Origin of the sequence: Arthrobacter pigmenti (assembly GCF_011927905.1) — a bacterium.
In the GTDB taxonomy this organism is placed as follows: Bacteria; Actinomycetota; Actinomycetes; order Actinomycetales; family Micrococcaceae; genus Arthrobacter_D; species Arthrobacter_D pigmenti.
Map to the genome: position 1 here is coordinate 3,695,034 of NZ_JAATJL010000001.1, position 20,362 is coordinate 3,715,395.

Sequence of the window (20,362 nt, forward strand, 5' to 3'; positions counted from 1 at the left end):
TGACTATGTTCAGTATTGCCGTGATCACTTGGGAAGTGAAGTGCCTTCTGTTCTCGGCATACGCTTGGCCGGTGGAGTTTTCGAAGTCCCCGGCGGTCCGGGTTGGGTTGTCCATAGCGGTTGCCACGGGGCTGTACGGCGTGTCGTTCGGTGCGCTCTCCGTTGCCTCTGGGTTGGACCTCTGGCAAACCATGGCGCTGAGCCTGCTGCTGTTCAGCGGCGGATCGCAGTTCGCGTTTATCGGCGTGGTCGGCGGTGGCGGGAGCGGCGTTGCCGCGATGTCAGCCTCCGGGCTCCTCGGGATCCGGAATGCGGTGTACGGGATGCAGATGAACGCGATGGTCCGGCCGCGCGGGTGGAAGCGCTTCGCGGCAGCGCAGGTCACGATCGATGAATCCACCGCCACAGCAACCGGCCAGAGCGAACCGCTTGAGCAACGCCGGGGTTTCTGGGTGGCCGGGCTCGGCATCTACGTGCTCTGGAATCTGTTCACCCTGGTGGGTGCGCTCGTGGGCAACGCGATCGGCGACCCGGCGCAGTGGGGGCTCGACGGCGCCGCAGTGGCCGCCTTCCTCGGCCTGTTGTGGCCGCGACTGAAGGCACGTGAACCAGCGGCCATCGCCGTCGTCTGCGCCATGGTGACGCTGCTCGCGGTGCCGTTTGCGCCCGCCGGGGTGCCGATCCTGGTAGCCGCCGCGGTGGCCGGCGTCGTCGGCTGGTTCAGTCACGGGCCGGCGCGCGAGGGCCTGGAGCCCGACGTCGACCCCTACTCATCGGAGGGCAAGTAAGTGAACCTGTGGCTGTGGATCCTGATCGCGTGCGTAGTCGCCTACCTCACGAAGCTCGCTGGTTACCTGGTGCCTGCGAAGGTGATGGAGAATCCGCAGATGACCCGCGTTGCCGGCACGCTGACCATCGGGTTGCTGGCTTCTCTCACTGCAGTGAACACCTTCTCGACCGGGCAGGTGTTGGTGGTCGATGCGCGGTTGGCTGCACTGGTTGCCGCCGGCGTAGCGCTGTGGCTGCGGGCGCCGTTCCTCGTTGTCGTACTGGCCGGAGCCGCCGCGGCCGCCGTGGCGCGATTGCTCGGAGCAGCTTGAAGCTAATGAGAATGATTCGCACTTAATGCTAACGTGGCGGCATGACAATCTCTTCTCGTGCCCGGGGCGCCTCTGCCATTATCGTTTCCAGCCTCCTGCTCACTGCCTGCGGTTCCGGCGCCGCCACCGAACCGGACCCTACGTCCACTCCCAGCCCCTCCGGCACGGAGGAAGCCACTGAAGCGACGCCGCGCCTTGTCCTGGCGTACGACGGCGGCATCCTGGTTCTCGACGCCGGCTCACTTGAGCAAGTAGGGAGCGCGGAGCTCGACGGCTTCAACCGCCTTAATCCCGCCGGAGACGGACGGCACGTCCTGGTTTCCACCGGCGATGCCTTCGAGGTCTTCGACGCCGGAACCTGGTCCGAGGGACACGGAGACCATGATCACTACTACGTTGCCGAGCCGGCACTCACGGACCTCGCGTTCGAGTCCGAGAAGCCCGGCCACGTGGTCCGCCACGACGGCCAGACGATTCTCTTCCACGACAGGTCCGGGCTGGTGGAGATCTTCGATCCCGGCAACCTCGCCGAGGGCCTGCCTGAAACCGAGAAGTGGACGGCTCCGGACGCCCATCATGGCGTGGCTGTGGAACTTTCCGACGGAACCCTCGTCACTTCAACCGGGAATAACGACGGCGCCAACGGGATCGCCGTGCTCAACGGAGCGCGGGAAGTTGTCGCGACGGAAGAGTGCACCGGCATCCATGGTGAGGCTGTCGCGGCGGAGGAGGCCGTCGTCGTCGGCTGCCAGAGCGGTGTCCTGATCTACGATGGCGGGGAAATCACCAAGGTGGACAGCCCCGATGCGTACGGGCGGATCGGCAACCAGGCCGGTTCAGAGGAGTCGCCGGTGGTGCTCGGCGACTACAAGAAGGACAAGGACGCCGAACTTGAGCGCCCTGAGACCATCGCCCTGGTCAACACCGACACCAAGTCCCTGCAGCTCGTAGACCTGGGCACAAGCTACTCGTTCCGGTCCCTGGCCCGCGGCCCGCACGGCGAGGCGATCGTGCTCGGCACCGACGGCGCGCTGCATGTCCTGGACCCGCTGACCGGGGAGGAAACCGCCGTCGTACCCGTGGTTGAACAGTGGGAGGAACCGTTGGAGTGGCAGGAGCCGCGGCCAACCGTCTTCGTGCAGGGGCACACCGCCTACGTGACTGAACCCGCGTCGAAGCGGATCCACGCCGTTGATCTGGAGAGCGGCGAGATTCTCAGGAGTGCCGATCTTCCCGAGGTGCCGAACGAGCTGACGGGCGTCACCGGCTAACCCCTCTTCGCAGCAGGTGCAGTCAGAGGCCGACGACGGCGGCAGTCGCCTCCGCGATTGCCGCTTCTTCGTCGGTGGGCACTACCAGGACGGGGAACGCGGAGTCCTCGCTGCTGATCTCACGGGGCGAATCGCTCTTCTTCCGGTTCTCGGCGTCGTCAATAAACACGCCGAGGGCGCCCAGCCGTTTCACGACACGCTCGCGGAACCGCCAGGAGTTCTCGCCAATGCCGGCGGTGAACACGAGCGCCTGCGCGCCGCCGACTGCCACGTGATACCCGCCGATGTACTTCGCGAGCCGGTAGGAGGCTATCTCCAGTGCGGTCTCTCCGGCGGGATCGTCGGCCTCCTCGACCGAGCGCATGTCGTTGTGGCCGGTGAGCCCCCTAAGCCCGGACTCCCGGTTGAGCAGCTGATCGAGCTGGTGCTCCGAGTAGCCCTCGCGGAGCAGGAACAACAGGATTGACGGGTCAATGTCGCCGGAACGCGTGCCCATCACTAGTCCTTCGAGCGGGGTGAAGCCCATCGACGTATCGATGCTGCGCCCGTTTTGAACTGCCGTAACTGAGGCTCCGTTTCCCAGGTGCGCGATAATTCCGGTGAACTGCGCCGCTTGCATGCCGAGCAGCGCGGCCGCGCGTTGAGTCACATACTCGAAGGACGTGCCGTGGAACCCGTAGCGGCGGATGCCGAACTTTTTGTACAGGTCACCCGGCACCGCGTAGCGCCAGGCGTGCTCCGGCAGCGACCGGTGAAACGCGGTATCGAAAACCGCGACTTGCGGCATGTCCGGCCACTTCTCAGCGATTGCGCGGATGCCCTGCACGTTCGCGGGATTGTGCAGTGGAGCCAGGGGATTGAGGCGTTCGATCGCCCGGATGATCTCGTTGTTGATCAGCACCGGTTCGCTGAACCGCTCGCCGCCATGCACCACCCGATGGCCGACGGCGTCGATCGTTTTCCCCTCGAGCGCCGAATCGATGTTTTTGGCGACCTGCTCAAGCGCCTCCTGGTGATCGGCTGGCCCGCCGTGAGCCCTGTCGCCGATACGCTCGACGATGCCCTCGGCAAGGCGCTCGCCGGAGCCTGTATCCCGCAACTGGTACTTCAGCGAGGACGATCCGGAGTTGATGACGAGGACGATCATGTTGTCTCCTGCGTTGTAGGTTGCTGTGCCTGGACGGCGGTGATGGCCACGGTATTGACGATGTCCTCAACGGTGCAGCCGCGCGACAGGTCATTGACTGGCTTGCGGAGCCCCTGCAGCACCGGGCCGACGGCGACCGCACCTGCCGACTGCTGGACCGCCTTGTACGTGTTATTACCTGTATTCAGATCCGGGAATATAAAGACCGTCGCCTGACCGGCGACGGATGAACCGGGAAGCTTCGATGCCGCGATCGAGGCGTCGACGGCGGCGTCGTACTGGATCGGCCCCTCCACCGGGAGGTCCGGGCGCTGGGACCGAACCAGTTCCGTAGCCCGCCGCACCTCGTCAACCGCCCCGCCGTAGCCGGACTCACCCGTCGAGTAGGACAGCATGGCAACCCTGGGTTCAACGCCGAACTGAGCAGCCGTTTCGGCCGAAGCAATCGCGATGTCAGCGAGCTGTTCATCGGTAGGATCTGGATTGACGGCGCAGTCCCCGTACACCAGCACCCGGTCGCGCAGCAGCATGAGGAAGACGGAAGACACAATCTTCACGCCCTCCTTTGTCTTCACGAACTCAAGTGCCGGACGGATGGTGTTCGCCGTGGTGTGCGCCGCGCCTGAAACCATGCCGTCGACGTATCCCAGCTGCACCATCATGGTGCCGAAGTATGCTCCTTCGAGCATGCGTTCGCGGGCGTCGTCGAGGGACACTTTCTTGTGGGCCCTCAGCCGCGCGTACTCGGCAGCGAACTCGTCCCGCAGCTCCGAGGTCGCTGGGTCTACGAGGGTCAGCCCGGTCAGGTCGATTCCCTGTCCCGCAGCCAGCTCCCGCACCTGCGACTCGGGTCCCAGAATGGTCAGGTCGCACACGTCCCGGCGGCGAAGAATCTCTGCTGCCCGCAGGATCCGCTCATCAAGACCCTCCGGTAGCACGATGTGCTTACGATCGGCACGCGCCCTCTCGATGAGCTCGTGCAGGAACCGCAGTGGCGTCATTTTCACCGGACGCGGCAGCTCAAGCCGTTCCAGCAACTCTGCGGCGTCCACCTGCCGGGACCACACGCCGAGTGCTGCGGCGGCCTTCCGCCGAAGACCCGTCGCGATCTCTCCGCGCACTTCGCTGACGTGCTTGGCTGCGGTGTAGGTGTCGTCGTCGACCGCGAAGACCGGGAAGGTCGCATGGGCCAACAGCGCGAGGATATTTGGGTCAGGGGTCAGTCCTCCGGTGAGGATCATGCCGGACGGCACAGGGAACTCCGGCGAGAACGACGACGCCACCGTGGCCACCAGCACGTCCGCCCGGTCGCCGGGAACGATAACCAGCGCGCCGTGGGTCAAGAGCTCAAGGAAATGACCGACGTTCATCGCGGCAACACGGACCGAACTTACGTCCCGCTCAAGCGTGGCACTGCCTGCAATATGCCTGGCGTCCAGAGCGCAGGCAACCTCCGCAATAGTCGGCTGCGAAATCTCGCTGAGCTCGGGGATGACGTAGACCGGCCGGCCCGACCGCCCAGGCCGCACCTGTTCGCGGATGGCGGCCACGGCGTCGTCGTCGGCCCGGTTCACCATCATCGCCAGCAGCGAGACTTCAGCGGCGTCGAGCTCCCGGCGAGCGACGTCGACGGCGTCAGCCGCCTCCGCGGCAGTCATGTCCTTCGCACTGACAACGGCGAGCACCATGGCGCCGAGGTTGTTGGCGAGGCGCGCGTTGAGGTCGAATTCGACGGCGGCGTCCTGGCCGGTGAGGTCCGTGCCCTCAACGATGATCACGTCGCAGGACTGCGCCATGTCGCTGTAGGCGGCCACGCACCGGGCGTCGATTTCCTCGCGCTCCCCGGCGACCAGGAGCGCGCGTGCCTCGGCTCGGGTCATCCCGCTACGGGCGGTCTTCTCATCGAGGCTGAAGGTGCGGCGCATGAGCAGGACCATGGGATCCTCGTGCTCAGCCTCCGAGATGGGGCGGAAGAAGCCGATCCTGTCCGCGTGACTGGAAAGCATGCTCGCCAGCCCGAGGGAAATGAGTGACTTGCCGGACCCGGGGCCCATCGCGCTGACGTAAATTCCTCGGGTGGTCATTGGCCCATCGAAGCACAATCACCGGTGTGTAGTCACTGTTAGTTAGTCCACGCCGGCCTATTGACGGCGCGCTGAGGGCGAGTCCCATGACGCTCATTTGCTGCTCTGCTGCAAGAGCCGCTTGGGCTTCACGGGGTCCCGCGAAATAAGGAGAATCCAGAGCGGTTTGCTAACTTCGGGTTGGAACCCGAAGGCGACTATCTTCTGACCCGGTGGATGCACGAGCACCTCAGTTTGAGCGTGTTGCCGATGCCGGAAGGCTTGCCTGTCTCAAAGCTCGAGCGAGTGGAGATTGATGTGATTATGCGATGGACTCCACCGCTGAACATTGCACACAATCCGGCCAGGTTGCAGCACCTCCGAGTGGCTCGCAGCCGTCTCGCCTCTGAAGCGGAACAGTGGACTTTGGATGCTAGTAAAGGGCAGTAACGAAGCGCGCCCACAAATCAGCGCAGGAGTTTGCCACCGTTGGGTTCGAGGAACAGCACGCGCAAAGGCGGAGTGCTTATCCCGTTTAACAGCCTCTGTCACTCGTTTTCCCTCCCTGGGCCGCGGATCCAGTCATGTCACCCGAGATTGGCACCATCCGGCTCTCCGGCTTGAACGCCGTGGCTCACTCAGGACAGAGATTCTGACTAGTCCGGAATTGCGAACAGCGCGCCCTCATCGATTTCCAACGCTTGGCACATCGCCGAGAGGTGTTCTGAATCGTTGGCTCGAATGAGGAGAAAGAGCGAGCGAAGCACTATGGAGGCCTCACTTGGATCGAGCATGGCAGAGACGTTCCCTTCTTCGTTGTGTGAGTAAGTGTGGAGATATCGCTCGACGTGTGTCCGGACCGCCGGGTCGTCGAGTGCGTCCATCGCAGCCTTCATCCCGGCGTGAAAATTACCGATGTGCTGCGGGTATCTAAAGCTCAGAAATGCCTCAACCATTTTGCGAGCGGCGTTCGGAACGAGCGCAAGAAGATCCATACGTTCAGCAAGGCCTAGCTCCGGTGACGCGTCAGTGACCGACTTAGCTACTCGCGCAAACAAAAAATGGTAGAGCGAACGCAACCGGCGACTCTGCTTTTTATCGTCGGTCCAAGGATCGAGTTGCGGAAGCCGGCGTGGCGTGCCCGATCGGTGAGGACGATAACGCATACGAATCTCATGGATTGTGAAACCGCCCGAAACGTGGCGGCCAGCATTCTCCAGCTGCATTACCCATTGTCGGAAAAGTTCGAAGTTGTGAGTCAGCAAGATCACCTGACTTGCATACTCATTTTCAACCAGGGACGACCAAAGGAAGGAAGAAACACCGAACAGAATTCCGTCATCCATGCTTGACACCGGGTCATCGACCACGACTATGGGTTCGTCGCCGGATAGTACGCCTCTTCGGACACTTGCAAGAAAATGTAACAGCGCGATTGCAGTCCTCTCACCCTCACTCAGGTGAGTTGCTGGTGCTCCCGCCCGCTCAATGCGGTAGTGCTTACCATCGGCGCTTGGCTCAAACTTGAGATCTGCGCGGCCAAGGAGTCTCGCAACATCGCTCGTGAGTTCGGACGCCTGAGGTACAGGATCCGCGCCTTTATTACTTAGGCTAATGATGAGTTCGCTGAGCTGACGTAACTCAGTAGCAAGCTCCTCCGCCTTCGCATTCTGGTCGAGGACTGCAGCCCTGCGCTGATCGTAGTCGTCAGCGAGTGACTGGACGCGTGCCAGTTCGACGCGGCGAGCGGCCGCAGCTGCTTCATTCGTGTGCGTGGAGCGCTTGTGTTCATGCTTGCCCACCACCTCTGTCACGCTTTGAAGCGAGGGAACTACAAGAGGCGGTAGATCGATTGATGCGACGGAAAACGGCTTGTCCCTTTTGAGCTGGAGCGCATCGAGGATGTGGCGGATGTCATCTTGGAATTGGTCGTTCTGATCACGAAAGTCGGATCGAGCCATACGCAATTCCCCTGCAAGATCAGGGTACAAGTCTGCGTCCCTGGGGACGCTGTCTACCATCAGGTTTACGGTTGCGCAGGTCTGCTTAATTAGATCGATGTGCGTATCTAGACGCGACTGCAAATCGGTGAGGGACTCGTCGAAATGCGCGGCCAAATCGCGCCTTCTCTCAGCTGAGATGGCGTTCTCGCAGAAAAGACACGTGTGGATCTCAGTGTGAAGTTCGACACCTTTTTGCACCCACGCGGCGCGATCGGGGCTGCCCGCAAGTGCCTCAAGCGGTCGAGAGGTCACGTCCGATTCAAGTAGCTCGATGGCGGTGTCACGAAGATCCGCCGCGCGGGGTAGTTGTGATTGATTGAGCCTCGTGTAAGCCTCCCTGGCCTCTGATGTAGCCATCGCTCGATCAGCGGCAATATCGCGCGATGCTCCTTCGAATAGCGCACGATCGTTGGTAAGTAGGGCGCGCACGTTCGCCCGCGTGTAGGAGTTGGTTGCTCGATACGTCGCCACGGGCGATGCTCGCAGGTCGTCCACGATTTGCCCTGCCACTTCGGTAAGCCGCTGTTGAAGTGCCCTATCCAGCGCATCTACCTTTGACCGAGCTTCCCGCGAGAGAGGTTCTAGCTCAGACTTGCGAGCCTCAGCTGTTCGAAGCTGCTCCTCAGCATCGACATTGGATTTTCCAAGGGTAAGGAGGCTGTCGGAGCGCGGACCGGCGTCGTCATCGAAGCGTAGGTTTTCGCGGACATAGTCTGCATTGAAAACTCGAACGCGTTCCCAAAACGCAGAACTTGCTTGCGTAACCACTCCTGGGCTTCCATCGACGACGGCGTCGAACTCCAGACCGGCTAGTTGCACCTCCAGCGCGGAACTGGAGCATGCGCGAAAGAGGTTCGCCAGCGTGCTCTTGCCGCTGCCGTTGGTGCCGTAGATCAAATTGACTCGACCTAGCTCTGTGGCACGCCCCTCATCAGTCCAGCCTTGGAAGGCGCGGTAGTTACCAATCTTCCGCAACCGTTTCACTTGTGCGTGCGACATCTAGCCCCCTTGCAGTCGCAACCTCACCTGAAGTGCGCGAGGTTGTCCTTACGTTCTTAATTTGACCGTACCGGTAGGGGGAGCCAATCAGCTCAATCCTCGGGATCGGATAGAGGGCGCAGCAGTGATCTCCGACGATGTTGTACTAGCCGGCTGCACATTCCGACAAGGGGAGGTCTGAGAGGGGTGGCAAAAAGGACCACTTTCGACCATGCGGTTTAATCCTTTGAGAGGAGCATCTTTTCGGTGCTACAAGCCAAGTGCGAAAGAGGTGGCGGTCCTCCCCGGGGTTTCTACGGGTTGTGGCACGACGGTGTCAGGTTCATTCAATCCTCTATCCTTGGATCTCCCCGCGGTCCAATCGGTCGAGCACACTGATTTCGCCCTCCAGCGCTTCAAGCGCCTTCTCTGCTTTTCCCTTCACCTCCAGATAGGCAGCATCACGACCGCGCGTATCTTGGTTCAATTGCGTTGTCCGTTTGGTCAGGTCGGTGTCCCCTGCCGCCCGGCGCTGCGCCAGATACGCCTCATCTTCGTCTACTCGTCGCTGCTTGTGAGCGGTAGATTCCCAAGCTATCGAGAGGGATTGGAGGTGAACGGCTGTTGATCGGTGTCTGCTGGCATCACTACCTTGTGGGCGGCGCGTCGCAAGGTTATTGAGAAACGACCGGCACTCCTCGAGGGCCGGCGATTCTTGGGGAATGTTCTTTCCCAACCGCAAAGCGGTTAAAAGCGCTCCTATGTCTTCGATGAGTGAGGTGCCTCTTTCCCTCAGCTCATCATTGAGTTTCCGTTGCACTGCACGCAATGGTTCCCCTTTGGTGTAGTCCAGCGCCCGCCTTGCTACGACTACTGCGGCTACTGCAGCCGCTGCTGCAACAAGCGAAATGATGATTGCTGCGGGGCTTCCATCGGACTGCTCTACTGATTGTGCTAAGATCTGTGAGGACATACTTCGAACTTAGCGCAACCACCCAATGTCTCCGTCTGCTTAGACGGGGTGTGGCAGCAGGCACACCCTTTCGCAACAGGCCAGACGAACCTGATATCGCGTTGCGTTTGGGTCCCCCTCCATCCTCTGCAACAGATGTGCGCAGGGCTCTAAACATCGCGCACCAGATCTCGCAAGGCCAGTCGACAGGTACCGGCAAGATGAGCGCTCAGCGGTGATGGCACTCTGAACGGCCATCGCTTGCTTCGCCCATCGACGGGTTTGTTGGCTCGATCGTCGGTCGCAGTTGAAGCCAATCCCCGAGTGCGAGAATGGCGGCGTGAGCACCAAACTCCCCGACGGCTTCGAGATCTCCGCAGACACCGCGCGCATTGACCGCGAGCAGGTCCACGCCTGGCTCTCCCAGGAGGCGTACTGGGCGCTGGGCAGGCCGCGTGAAACACAGGACGCCGCGATCGAAGGATCCCGCAACTACGGCGTCTATAAGGACGGCAGGCAGGTTGCCTACGCGCGCGTGGTGACCGACGCCGTGACCTTCGCGTGGCTGTGCGATGTCTTCGTGGATACGAGCGTGCGGGGACAGGGCGTCGGCGTCGCGCTTGTCGAGGCAATCTGCGCGGACTTAGGGAAACCGTCCATAAAGCGCATCATGCTCCGAACTGGAGACGCCCATGAGCTGTACCGGAAATTCGGATTCAAACAGATCACCAGTCCCGAACGCTGGATGAGTCTCGAACTGCAAACGGGTGACCGCACGGAGCAAACCTGAGAGACTAACTCCATGCTTGTAGCCTTCTCAGTCGCACCGTCAGGCCGTTTCGGCGAGGATAAAGAAAATGCCGACGGGTCCGTCCACGCCGCCGTGGCGGAAGCCGTGAAGATCGTGCGCGCTTCCGGATTGCCCAACTCGACCAGTTCGATGTTCACCGAGATCGAGGGCGAATGGGATGAGGTGATGGACGTCGTCAAACGTGCCACCGAGGCCGTCGCCAAATACGGGAGCCGCGTCTCGCTTGTGCTGAAGGCCGACATCCGCCCCGGGCACACCGGCGAGTTGACCGGCAAAGTGGAACGGCTTGAACGCGCCATCGACGAGATGGACGAGTACCAGGGCCACTCGTGAACCGCTGGGCGGAGGTGGATGGCTACCTCAACGAGACCGTCGTCAAGCCCGACGCTGCCCTTCTGGCAGCCGTCGAGAACACCCGCAACGCGGGCATGCCGGCGATCGAGGTCACGGCAGGGCAGGGTAAGTTCCTCCTGCTGCTCGCCCGCATCCACCAGGCGAAGCGCGTACTGGAGATCGGCACCCTCGGCGGTTTCAGTACCATCTGGCTCGCCCGCGGCATTCCCGACGACGGCACGATCGACACATGCGAATACGAACCGGCCCACGCCGAGATTGCCCGGCGCAATCTGGAGGCAGCCGACGTCGGGCACAAGGTAACCGTGCACGTGGGAGCCGCCCTCGAGACCCTGCCGACGCTCACCGGTCCGTACGACCTGTTCTTCATTGACGCCGACAAGGCGAACAACCCGAACTACCTCGAGTGGGCGGTGAAACTCGCCCGCCCGGGCTCGGTCATAGTTCTCGACAATGTGGTGCGCGGCGGTGGCGTCCTCGACGAAAACAGCGACGACGACGACATCCGCGGCACCCGCAAGGCACTGGAACTGCTCGGCAGCCACCCGCGGCTGGAGGCCACCGCTGTACAAACCGTAGGAACCAAGGACTGGGATGGGTTTGCAATCGCCATCGTCAACTAGAACGCAGTTTGTTATCCGCGAGGCAACGGTCGACGACGCCGAAGCCTACGCCCGGACCCACGTCGCCGCCCTTCACGAGACGTACGCCCACATCATGCCGCAGCAATTCCACGAGCATTACGACGCGGAGCTGCCTGTCATGATCCGCAACCGTCGCGCTTCCCTGGCGGACGACGACGGCGTCACCAGTTGGGTGGCGTTCGACGCCTCTGGTGCGCCTGCCGGAATCGCGAAGTCCGGCCCCGGCCGCGACGACGATCGGCCCGACTTCGAGTTGCACCACATCTACACCCTCGCGTCCACGCACGGCTCGGGGCTGGGGCAACGGCTGCTGGATATCGCCATCGGTTCCTCGCCTGCGTACCTGTGGATCCTGAACGACAATCCGCGGGCGGAGCGGTTCTATCGTCGGAACGGTTTCGAGCCGGACGGCATCACCGCCCTGTGCGGGCCGGTCTGGCACTCGAAGCCGATGTTCCGTATGCACCGGCTTCAATAGGGAAGATTCGTGCAGGTCCGGTGAGGTGGAGCGCCGTCTGAGTCGCCAGAGCTGCACGAAAGTTCCCCATCCGGGGGATAGCATGAACGCCATGGTGACCATCCGACCACTCCGCATCCACGAGATCGAAGCCGCCCTGCGCATGAAGAACCAGGGCTGGCGGCAGGCCTACCGCGGCAAGCTCAGCGAGGAGATTCTCGCCGGCCTTGACGACAGCATCGAAGCGCAGGCTGAAGCCTGGCGGATGGGCTTCGACGCGACCGGCGTAGTGCCGTTCGTGGCAGTGGACGACGACGGCGCGATAGTCGGTATCGCCGGCGGCGGTGCCACCCGGGGCGACAACCCGCCCACCGACGTCGAACTGTTCATGATCTACGTGCTCGAAGAGCACTACGGGACGGGGCTTGGACAGGCGCTCGCCGATGCGGTGATCGGCAACGCCGCCGCGTGCGTGTGGGTGCTGGACGGGAACGAACGCGCTATTGCGTTCTACCGGAAGCTGGGCTTCGAACCGGATGGCGCGAAAGAGCAGCTCTCCGAGCGCTGGAACGGGCTGAACGATATCCGGATGGTCCGGCCCGCCATGTCGGCGCCCGCCCATTGAACGAATAACCAGTGGGACGTCAACGGGATCGAAAGCCGCCGGGGGAGTCGGAAGGCGGTCCGGCACCCGGGATCCACACCATCGATACGGGCACCTGCGAACTGGTGCCCGACCGCTTCAACCCCAACGGGTGGGTGCTGCACGTCAACGGCGTGCCAAGCTCCCACATTGACCTCACCGATCCCGCCCGGCTCGATTTCGAGTACATGCGGTGGATCAGTTCGCTCACAACCGCTCAGTGGCCGGTCACACAGCGTTTGCGTGTGCTCCACCTCGGCGGGGGCGCATGTTCGCTGGCCCGAAGCTTCGCCGCCACCTTTCCTGACGCGCGGCAGGTGGTGGTGGAACTCGACGGCAAGCTGGCCACCCTGGTGCGGGAGTGGTTCGACTTGCCGCGTGCCCCGCTCCTGCGTATTCGGGTAGGGGAGGCCCGCGCTGTGACGGAATCGCTCAGCGACAACAGCCGCGACCTCATCATCCGTGACGTCTTCGCCGGCAGCCGCACTCCGCGCCCGCTCACCACTTTCGAGTTCGTTCAGCACGCCAAGCGGGTGATGGATGCCGCGGGCGTCTACGTGGTCAACTGCGGTGACTCACCGGATCTCGCGATGGCCCGGCGGGAGGCAGCCACTATAGCCACGGCCTTCACGAACACCGTGATAATCGCAGATCCCGCCATGCTGAAAGGAAGGCGCTACGGCAACGTGATCATCGCGGGCAGCGACGCCCCGCTGGGCGAGGAGCCCGGGTTAGCCCGCGAGCTGCTCGGCGGCGGAGTGCTCGCACATCTGTGGCACGGGGAGCAGGTCACGCGCTTCATCAGCGGCGCGCCGGTGCTCCACGATCAGTCCACCTGAGGTGCGGCCGCAGATCGGCCTACATAGAAACACCATGTGTCTTCCGGAGATTCGCCTGCGGTGCACTCGTTGCATGCATTGCCTGCACCGCAGGCAAGCATCCAGGAGGCATGTCGGTCCCCTTCAGCCGACGCGGGACACGGCGGTTGGTTTGCGGGGAGGCCGATGGTCACACCCGCCCCAGCAACCGGTCCTCGAACGCGTCCGTCGCCTCACGCAACACCCCGACGACGGCGGCCACCGCCGGTTGCCGCAGTGAATCCGGACGCGCGACGAGCCAGTACCCCAGCCGCTCAGCCACCTCTTCGGGCAGGAGCCGCACGAGGTCACCGTGAAGGTTAGCCATGAAGCACGGCAGCAGCCCGATCCCCGCCCCGGCGCGCGTCGCCTCCACGTGTACGAACACATTGGTCGAGCTGAGTGAATCCTTCATGGTCGGAAGCAGCCGCCGCGGGGCATCCAGGCTGTCCACCTGCAGCATCGAATCGATGAAGTACACCAGCGGATGCTCCAGGACCTCCTCGATGGTGGACGGTGTCCCGTACTCGGCCAGGTAATCGCGCGACGCATACAACCCGAGCATGTACTCGCCCAGCCGGATTGCCTCGGCCCGGTGCACCTGCGGCCTGCCCACCACCACCTCGAGGTCCAGCCCGCTGCGCGTCTGCGATGCACGACGGGTCGCCGCGACAATCTCGACGCTGAGCCGGGGATGATTCCGCCGCAGCCGGGCGAAAGCCGGTGCCGCGATATAGGCGCTGAAACCGTCAGTGGCACTCATGCGTACGACGCCGGAAAGCCGCCTTGCGCCGTCGTCGTTCTTTTCGAGCGTGCTGAGGGCGCGGTCCACCTCCTCGGCCGCGGCTACCGCGCGGGCGCCGAGGTCGGTCAGCTCCCAACCGCCGCTGGCACGGACGAGGACGTGGCCGCCGAGGGAGCGCTCGAGCGCGGAGATCCTCCGCGAGACTGTGGTGTGGTTCAGGTCGAGGCTCTCCGCCGCGGACGTGAAGCGGCCGGTGCGCGCAACGGCGAGGAGAATCAGCAGATCATTGGGATGGACTGGCATATCTGCATCTTTGCAGATCTGCACTGCGCATCTGGTCATTGAAGTACACCAAACTGTGCAGGGATACTCAGTGAGGCCCAGAGAATATGACAACGGTCACAAGCCGAGATCAAAGTGTCAGAGCCGACACAGAAGGAGCAGTACATGAGCGTCAGTTCGCGTTCGTCCCAACCGGACTCCGGTGGCAGCACCAAGGAACCAACCGGCCTGAAGAAAATCGTCGCGGCATCAATGGTGGGGACCGTCGTCGAGTGGTATGAGTTCTTCCTCTACGCCACCGCAGCCACCCTGATCTTCGGCGAGTTCTTCTTCCCCGACAGCAACACGGCGCTCGACAACATCATCAACGCGTTCCTCACCTACGCGGTCGGCTTCATCGCGCGTCCGCTCGGCGGCATTTTCTTCGGCCAGATCGGCGACAAGCTCGGCCGCAAGCACACGCTGCAGGTGACCATCATTCTCGTGGGCGTCGCAACGTTCCTCATGGGTTGCCTGCCCGGCTATGACCTGATCGGTTACTGGGCACCGGCGCTCCTGGTGCTGCTGCGCTTCATCCAGGGCTTCGCACTCGGCGGCGAGTGGGGTGGCGCCGTGCTTCTGGTCGCCGAACACAGCCCCAACAGCTCCCGCGGCTTCTGGTCCAGCTGGCCCCAGGCGGCCGTCCCGATCGGCAACCTGCTGGCCACGGCCGTACTGCTCACCATGTCGACCATCCTCTCGGCCGCCGACTTCCAGAGCTGGGGCTGGCGTGTGGCGTTCTGGCTCTCCGCCGTCGTCGTCATCATCGGCTACTACATCCGCACCCACGTGACCGAAGCGCCCATCTTCGTGGAAGCGCGCGAACAGGTGGAGCGCGAGAAGGCCGTCAGCTACGGCGTCTTCGAGGTGGTGAAGCGGTACCCGCGCGGCATCCTCGGCGCCATGGGACTGCGGTTCGCGGAGAACATCATCTACTACATCATCGTGAGCTTCACGATCGTCTACCTGGTCCAGGTCCACCAGTACGACACCAGCCAGCTACTCCTCGCCCTGCTGATCGCCCACGTGGTGCACTTCTTTGTGATCCCGCAGGTCGGCCGCCTCTCGGACCGTTTCGGTCGCAAGCCCGTTTACCTCGCGGGTGCGGTGCTGTGCGCATCGTGGGCGTTCTTCGCCTTCCCGATGTTCGACACGCTGAACCCCGTGGTCATCATCCTCGCGGTCACCATCGGCCTGTGCTTCCACGCACTGATGTACGCGGGCCAGCCGGCGATCATGGCCGAAATGTTCCCCACCCGCATGCGCTACTCGGGCGTCTCGCTGGGCTACCAGGTTACCTCGATCTTCGCGGGGTCGCTGGCGCCGATCATCGCCGTCGCCATCCTGCAGGCAACCGGCTCCTGGTTCGGCGTTGCACTGTACGTCCTCGGAGCCTGTGTGGTGACGGCGATCGCCGTCGTAACGCTGCGTGAAACCCGCGGCGTCTCACTGCGCGATATCGACGCCGCCGACGCCGAACGCCACGGAATCCCGGCCGGCACGGGACGCTGAGCATGGCTGCAGTACAGGAGAACGACGACGACGGCGGCACGCGTCCCGGCGCGTCCGCGCCGCCGGGCGCTGGTCCCCTCGCGGGCGCTGGTCCCCTCGCGGGCCGCCGGGCGATTGTTACAGGCGGTGCGAGCGGTATCGGCGCGGCGTGTGTCCGGGAGTTGGCCGCGCAGGGGGCGTTCGTCGTCGTCGTGGATCGTGATGCGGAGGGTGCGGGCGTCCTCGCCAAGGAGGTGGACGGCGAGGTCTGGGCTGTGGACCTGCTGGAGACGGGCGAGCTTGAGGATCTGGCGCTGGAGGCCGACATCCTGGTCAACAACGCCGGCATCCAGGTTCTCAGCCCTATTGAGGAGTTCGATCCCGCTGACTTCCGGCGCATCCATACCCTCATGCTCGAGGTGCCGTTCCTGCTGATGCGGGCGGTGCTGCCGTCGATGTACCGGAAGAAGTTCGGGCGGATCATCAACGTGTCTTCAGTGCATGGTTTGCGGGCGTCCGCGTTCAAGGCGGCGTACGTGTCGGCGAAGCATGGGCTGGAGGGGCTCTCGAAGGTCGCGGCGCTGGAGGGCGGGCCGCACGGGGTGACCAGCAACTGCGTGAACCCGGGCTATGTGCGGACGCCGCTGGTTGAGAATCAGGTTGCGGACCAGGCGCGCGTGCACGGGATCAGCGAGGGCGAGGTGCTGGAGAGGATCATGCTCACCGAGAGCGCTGTGAAGCGCCTGGTGGAGCCGTCGGAGGTCGCCTCGCTCGTGGGATGGCTGGCCTCGGAGCAGGCGGGCATGGTCACCGGTGCGTCGTACGCGATGGACGGCGGTTGGTCAGCCCGCTGAACCCCATCGAGCGGCCAGAAATAGCGTGCTTCCGGGCGAAAAAGCGTTATTGCTGGCCGCTCGACGCGCAGTCAGCCGACGCCGAGGAGTTGCTCGAGCGGCCCGATTCCGAAGAACAGCACAAACGCTCCGGCAACCGCCCACATGAGCGGATGGATCTCCTTGGCCCGGCCCTGGAACGTACGCACGAGGACGTAGGCGATGAATCCTGCCCCCAGCCCGTTCGCGATCGAGTACGTGAACGGCATGAGCGCGAAGGTCAGGAACGCCGGAATTGCGACTCCCCAGTCCTGCCAGTCAATCCGGCCCACCTGCGAAACCATCATGAAGCCGACGACGACGAGGGCAGGCGCCACAGCCTCGAACGGCACCAGGGAGATCAGCGGGGTGATGAACATGGCCAGGAGGAACAGTGTGCCCGTGACGATATTCGCGATGCCTGTGCGGGCTCCCTCACCGATACCTGCGCCGGACTCGACGTAGATCTGGTTCGAGGAGACGGACCCCGTACCGCCTGCCACCGCGCCCAGCGCATCGACAATAAGCACCCGGTTCACGCCGGGAATGTTGCCGTGTTTGTCCACGAGCTTCGCCTCATTGGCGAGGCCCACCATGGTGCCCATTGCGTCGAAGAAGATGCTGAGGAGGATGGTGAAGGTCAATAGGAGGGCGGCGGTTGCGCCGAGGCTCCCGAACGCGCCGAACACACTCACGTTTCCGATCAGGCTTAGGTCCGGCAGGCCTACCCAGGAACCCTCCGGGAGCTCGGGCACCACCAGCGACCAGCCCTGCGGGTTGGCGCCTTCCGGTCCAACACTCGGCCCCACGTTCGCCACAGCCTCGATGAGAACGGCGAGGAGGGTGGACGCGATGACGCCGATGAGGATGCCGCCGCGCACCTTCCGCACCACCAGTGCGATCGTGAGGATCAGACCGAAGACGAACACGAGGGTGGGCCACCCGAGGAGAACTCCCTCGAAGCCGAGCCCCACCGGAACGGTGGTCTGCGCGGAGTCCGGGATCCGGCGGACGAAGCCCGCATTCACCAGCCCGATCAACGCGATGAACAGGCCGATTCCGACGACGATCGCCGTCTTCAGGCTCTCCGGCACCGCGTTGAATACCGCCGTCCGGAAGCCGGTCAGGACGAGCACGAGCATGGTGAGGCCGGCCAGGACCACAAGACCCATGATGTCCGGCCAGGTCAGTTCGGGATTGGTGGCAACGGTGATCGCAACGAACGCGTTGACGCCGAGTCCTGTCGCCAGCGCGAACGGATACTTGGCCCACGCGCCCATGAGGATGGTCAGGATGCCTGCGACCAGTGCGGTCACGGCGGCAACCCGCTCGAAGCCCAGCTCACCGCCCGATGAATCGGCGCCCGCAAGGATCAGCGGGTTGAGGACCACGATGTAGCTCATGGCGAAGAACGTGGCGATACCGCCACGGATCTCCCGGGAGTAGGTCGAGCCGCGGGCGGTCACTTCGAAGTAGCGGTCCATCGCGGTGCGCTGAGGTTTGGGGCGCTGGGTTTTGGTGCGCGGTGCAGGCACAGGCCATCCTTGCGGTGGGAGGGAGTTGCGGCAAAAGTCTATCCAACCCGCGCTTCAGGAACCTGTCAGGCGCCTCCCGTACCCTTGGAGTCATGAAGTCTGCTTCCGCTGCCGTTACGGTGTTGCCCGGTATTCGTTCGATTTCGCGCGTCGCAGCGCTCCTTGCCGGTGTGCTGCTGGTTGCGTTCGCGCTGGTGTTCAGCTCGGCAACCGCGGCTTCAGCGCACGATGAGCTGGCGTCGTCGAACCCGGAACCGGGTGCCACACTGGAGACCGTCCCCGAGGCCATCGAGCTGACCTTTACCAACGTTCCGGCGACCATCGGCTCCGAGGTGCAGGTGCTGGACGAGTCCGGTGAGAACTGGGCAGAGGGAGACGTCTCGATCACAGACACCGTTGCCACGCAGGCCATCGGCGCCGGTGCTCCTGCGGGCACCTACACGGTGAACTGGCGTGTGGTTTCCTCGGACTCGCACCCCATCGAGGGCACGTTCGAGTTCACCGCTTCCGGTGGCGGGACCGCTTCGGAGACCCCCAACGCATCAGCGGGTACGGCCGGGCCCATCGAGACCGGGGAACCCGAAGCCATCGACGAGGAGCCGGCAGCGGACTCGGGCGTATCCTGGGGCGTTATCCTCATGGTCGCGGTGCTGATTGCACTCGCGGTGGTCCTTGCGCTCGGCGCACGCCGCCGGCTGAAGCAGGGAAACAACGACGCCGGCTAGGCACCGATCGCAAGAGATTTACCACTGCGGGGCACTGCTTAGGCGTGCCTCTCGGCCAGGATCTCGATGACGTGCCGGTAATCCTCTCCGGTTGCCCGGCTCATTCCCATCTCACACGTGCGGTTGCAGGAGGCGAAGGCGTCGGCGTCCAGCGAAGCCACCTGTCCGGCTTCGACGGCGGTGGCTGAAGCCGTCAGTTCCGGATGCAGCAGGCCGCGGTCCCCGGCGAAGCCGCAGCAGCCCCAGTCCGCCGGTACGTGCACCGTATCCGCCGCGGCCTCCGAAACGGCCACCAGGTCCTCCACGATTCCGAGGTGGACGGCCGAACACGTGGGGTGGACCGCCAGCCTGGAAATCTTGGCCGGAGCCGGTTCAAGCCTCCCCAGAATGGTGGTACGCGCGAAAGTGACGGCATCAACCACGTTGAGGTCGGCAAAGCGTCGGCGGTTCTCTGCCGTCAGGACGTCGGCCAACCCGAGGAGCCCATGAGTGCAGGAGGACGCGTCAACAACAACCGGCAGCTGCCCGCCGCGCGTGTCTTCCCAGAGGGATTCGACGACGGCGTTGCCCATCTTCCGGTATCCATCGACAAGTCCCTTCGACTGCCAGGGGGTGCCGCAGCAAAGGTTGCCCGCTCCGCTTGCGAGTTGAAGCGGCACCCCAGCCTTGGAAGCGAGTTCCATCAGTGCGGGTGCAACCCCGGACGCGGTCGAATTCGGGGAGGCACCGAACATCCCGCCGATGCAGGATGCGAAGAGCACGCCCGCGTACTCAGTGCCGGCCGGCCGGTCCCTCGAGAGCTCAGTCTGCGAACGTAACCGCACCGCCGGACCGGGCAAGTCGGCACCGGCCAACGGGACCACGTCTTCTCCGAGGATTTTCCTGCCCAGTTTCGAGACGGCAAATGTAACGGGAGCCGGGAGAGCCGCAGCAACACCCAAGCCTGCTCGGGCCGCTGCAGCTACTCCTCCCCAATGCGAAGCCGCAAACGTGCCCGCGGTCTGCGCGGCTGAAGGTAGGCGTTCTGCCCGCAGTCTCTTCATCAGCGAGCCCGTGTCAATGTCCACAGGACAGGCGACCGCACACAGTCCATCAGCTGCGCAGGTGTCAATCGCCTCATAACCGTAGTCACGTTCCAACTCCGCCTTCAGGGCGGGCGGGGCAAGGGCCATCTCCCGCCGCAGGACAATGCGTTGGCGCGGCGTCGTCGTTAGATCGCGGCTGGGACAGACGGTCTCGCAGTAGCCGCACTCCACGCACCGGTCCACCTCCGCATCCACCGTTGGGGCGGACTTCAGGTGGTGCATGTGCCCGCGGGGATCGTCGTCGAGGAGGACGCCGGGATTGAGCAATCCCGTCGCGTCGAACAGTCGCTTGACTTCCCGCATAACCT

The 20,362-nt window shown here is 63.7% G+C and carries 20 protein-coding genes; 13 read left to right on the forward strand and 7 right to left on the reverse strand.

Annotation, left to right across the window (positions count from 1 at the left end):
- Positions 1-71 precede the first annotated feature (71 nt).
- Genes BJ994_RS17480 through aztD form a run of 3 tightly spaced genes read left to right on the forward strand, consistent with a single transcriptional unit; the run spans position 72 to position 2,371 of the window.
- On the forward strand, positions 72-788 hold the full coding sequence (locus BJ994_RS17480) for an AzlC family ABC transporter permease (RefSeq protein ID WP_342450422.1): 717 nt from the start codon (positions 72-74) through the stop codon (positions 786-788).
- Positions 789-1,100: an AzlD domain-containing protein gene (locus BJ994_RS17485; RefSeq protein ID WP_167995677.1), complete on the forward strand. Its 312-nt coding sequence runs from the start codon at positions 789-791 to the stop codon at positions 1,098-1,100.
- A gap of 41 nt (positions 1,101-1,141) precedes the next feature.
- A complete protein-coding gene (aztD, locus tag BJ994_RS17490) occupies positions 1,142-2,371 on the forward strand; it encodes a zinc metallochaperone AztD (protein WP_167995678.1) in 1,230 nt (409 codons plus the stop codon).
- Between the two features lie 22 nt (positions 2,372-2,393).
- Here aztD and BJ994_RS17495 read toward each other — a convergent pair whose 3' ends face one another.
- Together BJ994_RS17495 and pta are read right to left on the reverse strand one after the other, a co-directional pair.
- A complete protein-coding gene (locus BJ994_RS17495) occupies positions 2,394-3,518 on the reverse strand; it encodes an acetate/propionate family kinase (RefSeq protein WP_167995679.1) in 1,125 nt (374 codons plus the stop codon).
- Complete coding sequence (pta, locus tag BJ994_RS17500; RefSeq protein ID WP_167995680.1) at positions 3,515-5,602, reverse strand: phosphate acetyltransferase; 2,088 nt, start codon at positions 5,600-5,602, stop codon at positions 3,515-3,517. Before pta ends, BJ994_RS17495 begins: the two co-directional genes overlap by 4 nt.
- Before the next feature lie 108 nt (positions 5,603-5,710).
- Here pta and BJ994_RS18580 point away from each other — a divergent pair, with 108 nt between their 5' ends.
- On the forward strand, positions 5,711-6,031 hold the full coding sequence (locus tag BJ994_RS18580; protein ID WP_425339410.1) for a GIY-YIG nuclease family protein: 321 nt from the start codon (positions 5,711-5,713) through the stop codon (positions 6,029-6,031).
- Between the two features lie 206 nt (positions 6,032-6,237).
- On the opposite strand, the gene BJ994_RS17505 is transcribed toward BJ994_RS18580, so the two are convergent.
- Positions 6,238-8,583 (reverse strand): AAA family ATPase, encoded by a 2,346-nt coding sequence (locus BJ994_RS17505; RefSeq protein ID WP_167995681.1) that lies wholly within the window; start codon positions 8,581-8,583, stop codon positions 6,238-6,240.
- 334 nt (positions 8,584-8,917) lie between these two features.
- Positions 8,918-9,535: a hypothetical protein gene (locus tag BJ994_RS17510; RefSeq protein WP_167995682.1), complete on the reverse strand. Its 618-nt coding sequence runs from the start codon at positions 9,533-9,535 to the stop codon at positions 8,918-8,920.
- 319 nt (positions 9,536-9,854) lie between these two features.
- On the opposite strand from BJ994_RS17510, the gene BJ994_RS17515 reads away from it, so the two are divergent.
- The 6 genes from BJ994_RS17515 to BJ994_RS17540 all read left to right on the forward strand — a co-directional run bounded on the left by BJ994_RS17515 (position 9,855) and on the right by BJ994_RS17540 (position 13,262).
- On the forward strand, positions 9,855-10,304 hold the full coding sequence (locus BJ994_RS17515; protein WP_167995683.1) for a GNAT family N-acetyltransferase: 450 nt from the start codon (positions 9,855-9,857) through the stop codon (positions 10,302-10,304).
- A 12-nt stretch (positions 10,305-10,316) separates the two neighbouring features.
- Positions 10,317-10,658: a thiamine-binding protein gene (locus BJ994_RS17520; protein ID WP_167995684.1), complete on the forward strand. Its 342-nt coding sequence runs from the start codon at positions 10,317-10,319 to the stop codon at positions 10,656-10,658.
- Positions 10,655-11,302 carry a class I SAM-dependent methyltransferase gene (locus tag BJ994_RS17525; RefSeq protein WP_167995685.1) on the forward strand — a complete coding sequence of 216 codons (648 nt, stop codon included), beginning with the start codon at positions 10,655-10,657 and terminating at the stop codon, positions 11,300-11,302. The genes BJ994_RS17520 and BJ994_RS17525 overlap by 4 nt, the downstream gene beginning before the upstream one ends.
- The gene (locus BJ994_RS17530; RefSeq protein WP_167995686.1) at positions 11,274-11,801 is read left to right on the forward strand and encodes a GNAT family N-acetyltransferase; all 528 of its coding nucleotides are present in this window, start codon (positions 11,274-11,276) and stop codon (positions 11,799-11,801) included. The genes BJ994_RS17525 and BJ994_RS17530 overlap by 29 nt, the downstream gene beginning before the upstream one ends.
- 82 nt (positions 11,802-11,883) lie before the next feature.
- Positions 11,884-12,405 (forward strand): GNAT family N-acetyltransferase, encoded by a 522-nt coding sequence (locus BJ994_RS17535; protein ID WP_209067021.1) that lies wholly within the window; start codon positions 11,884-11,886, stop codon positions 12,403-12,405.
- A gap of 11 nt (positions 12,406-12,416) precedes the next feature.
- On the forward strand, positions 12,417-13,262 hold the full coding sequence (locus tag BJ994_RS17540) for a fused MFS/spermidine synthase (RefSeq protein ID WP_167995688.1): 846 nt from the start codon (positions 12,417-12,419) through the stop codon (positions 13,260-13,262).
- Between the two features lie 169 nt (positions 13,263-13,431).
- On the opposite strand, the gene BJ994_RS17545 is transcribed toward BJ994_RS17540, so the two are convergent.
- Positions 13,432-14,328, reverse strand: coding sequence for a LysR family transcriptional regulator (locus tag BJ994_RS17545; RefSeq protein WP_167995689.1), 897 nt, complete (start codon positions 14,326-14,328; stop codon positions 13,432-13,434).
- A gap of 144 nt (positions 14,329-14,472) precedes the next feature.
- Here BJ994_RS17545 and BJ994_RS17550 point away from each other — a divergent pair, with 144 nt between their 5' ends.
- Entirely contained in the window at positions 14,473-15,858 is a 1,386-nt protein-coding gene (locus BJ994_RS17550) for an MFS transporter (RefSeq protein WP_167995690.1), read from the forward strand.
- 2 nt (positions 15,859-15,860) lie between these two features.
- The gene (locus tag BJ994_RS17555; RefSeq protein ID WP_167995691.1) at positions 15,861-16,691 is read left to right on the forward strand and encodes an SDR family NAD(P)-dependent oxidoreductase; all 831 of its coding nucleotides are present in this window, start codon (positions 15,861-15,863) and stop codon (positions 16,689-16,691) included.
- Positions 16,692-16,762: 71 nt separating this feature from the next.
- On the opposite strand, the gene BJ994_RS17560 is transcribed toward BJ994_RS17555, so the two are convergent.
- Positions 16,763-18,193: an NCS2 family permease gene (locus BJ994_RS17560; RefSeq protein ID WP_167996090.1), complete on the reverse strand. Its 1,431-nt coding sequence runs from the start codon at positions 18,191-18,193 to the stop codon at positions 16,763-16,765.
- Between the two features lie 143 nt (positions 18,194-18,336).
- On the opposite strand from BJ994_RS17560, the gene BJ994_RS17565 reads away from it, so the two are divergent.
- Entirely contained in the window at positions 18,337-18,969 is a 633-nt protein-coding gene (locus tag BJ994_RS17565; protein WP_167995692.1) for a copper resistance protein CopC, read from the forward strand.
- Positions 18,970-19,007: 38 nt separating this feature from the next.
- On the opposite strand, the gene BJ994_RS18500 is transcribed toward BJ994_RS17565, so the two are convergent.
- Entirely contained in the window at positions 19,008-20,357 is a 1,350-nt protein-coding gene (locus BJ994_RS18500) for a (Fe-S)-binding protein (RefSeq protein ID WP_425339411.1), read from the reverse strand.
- Positions 20,358-20,362: the final 5 nt, after the last annotated feature.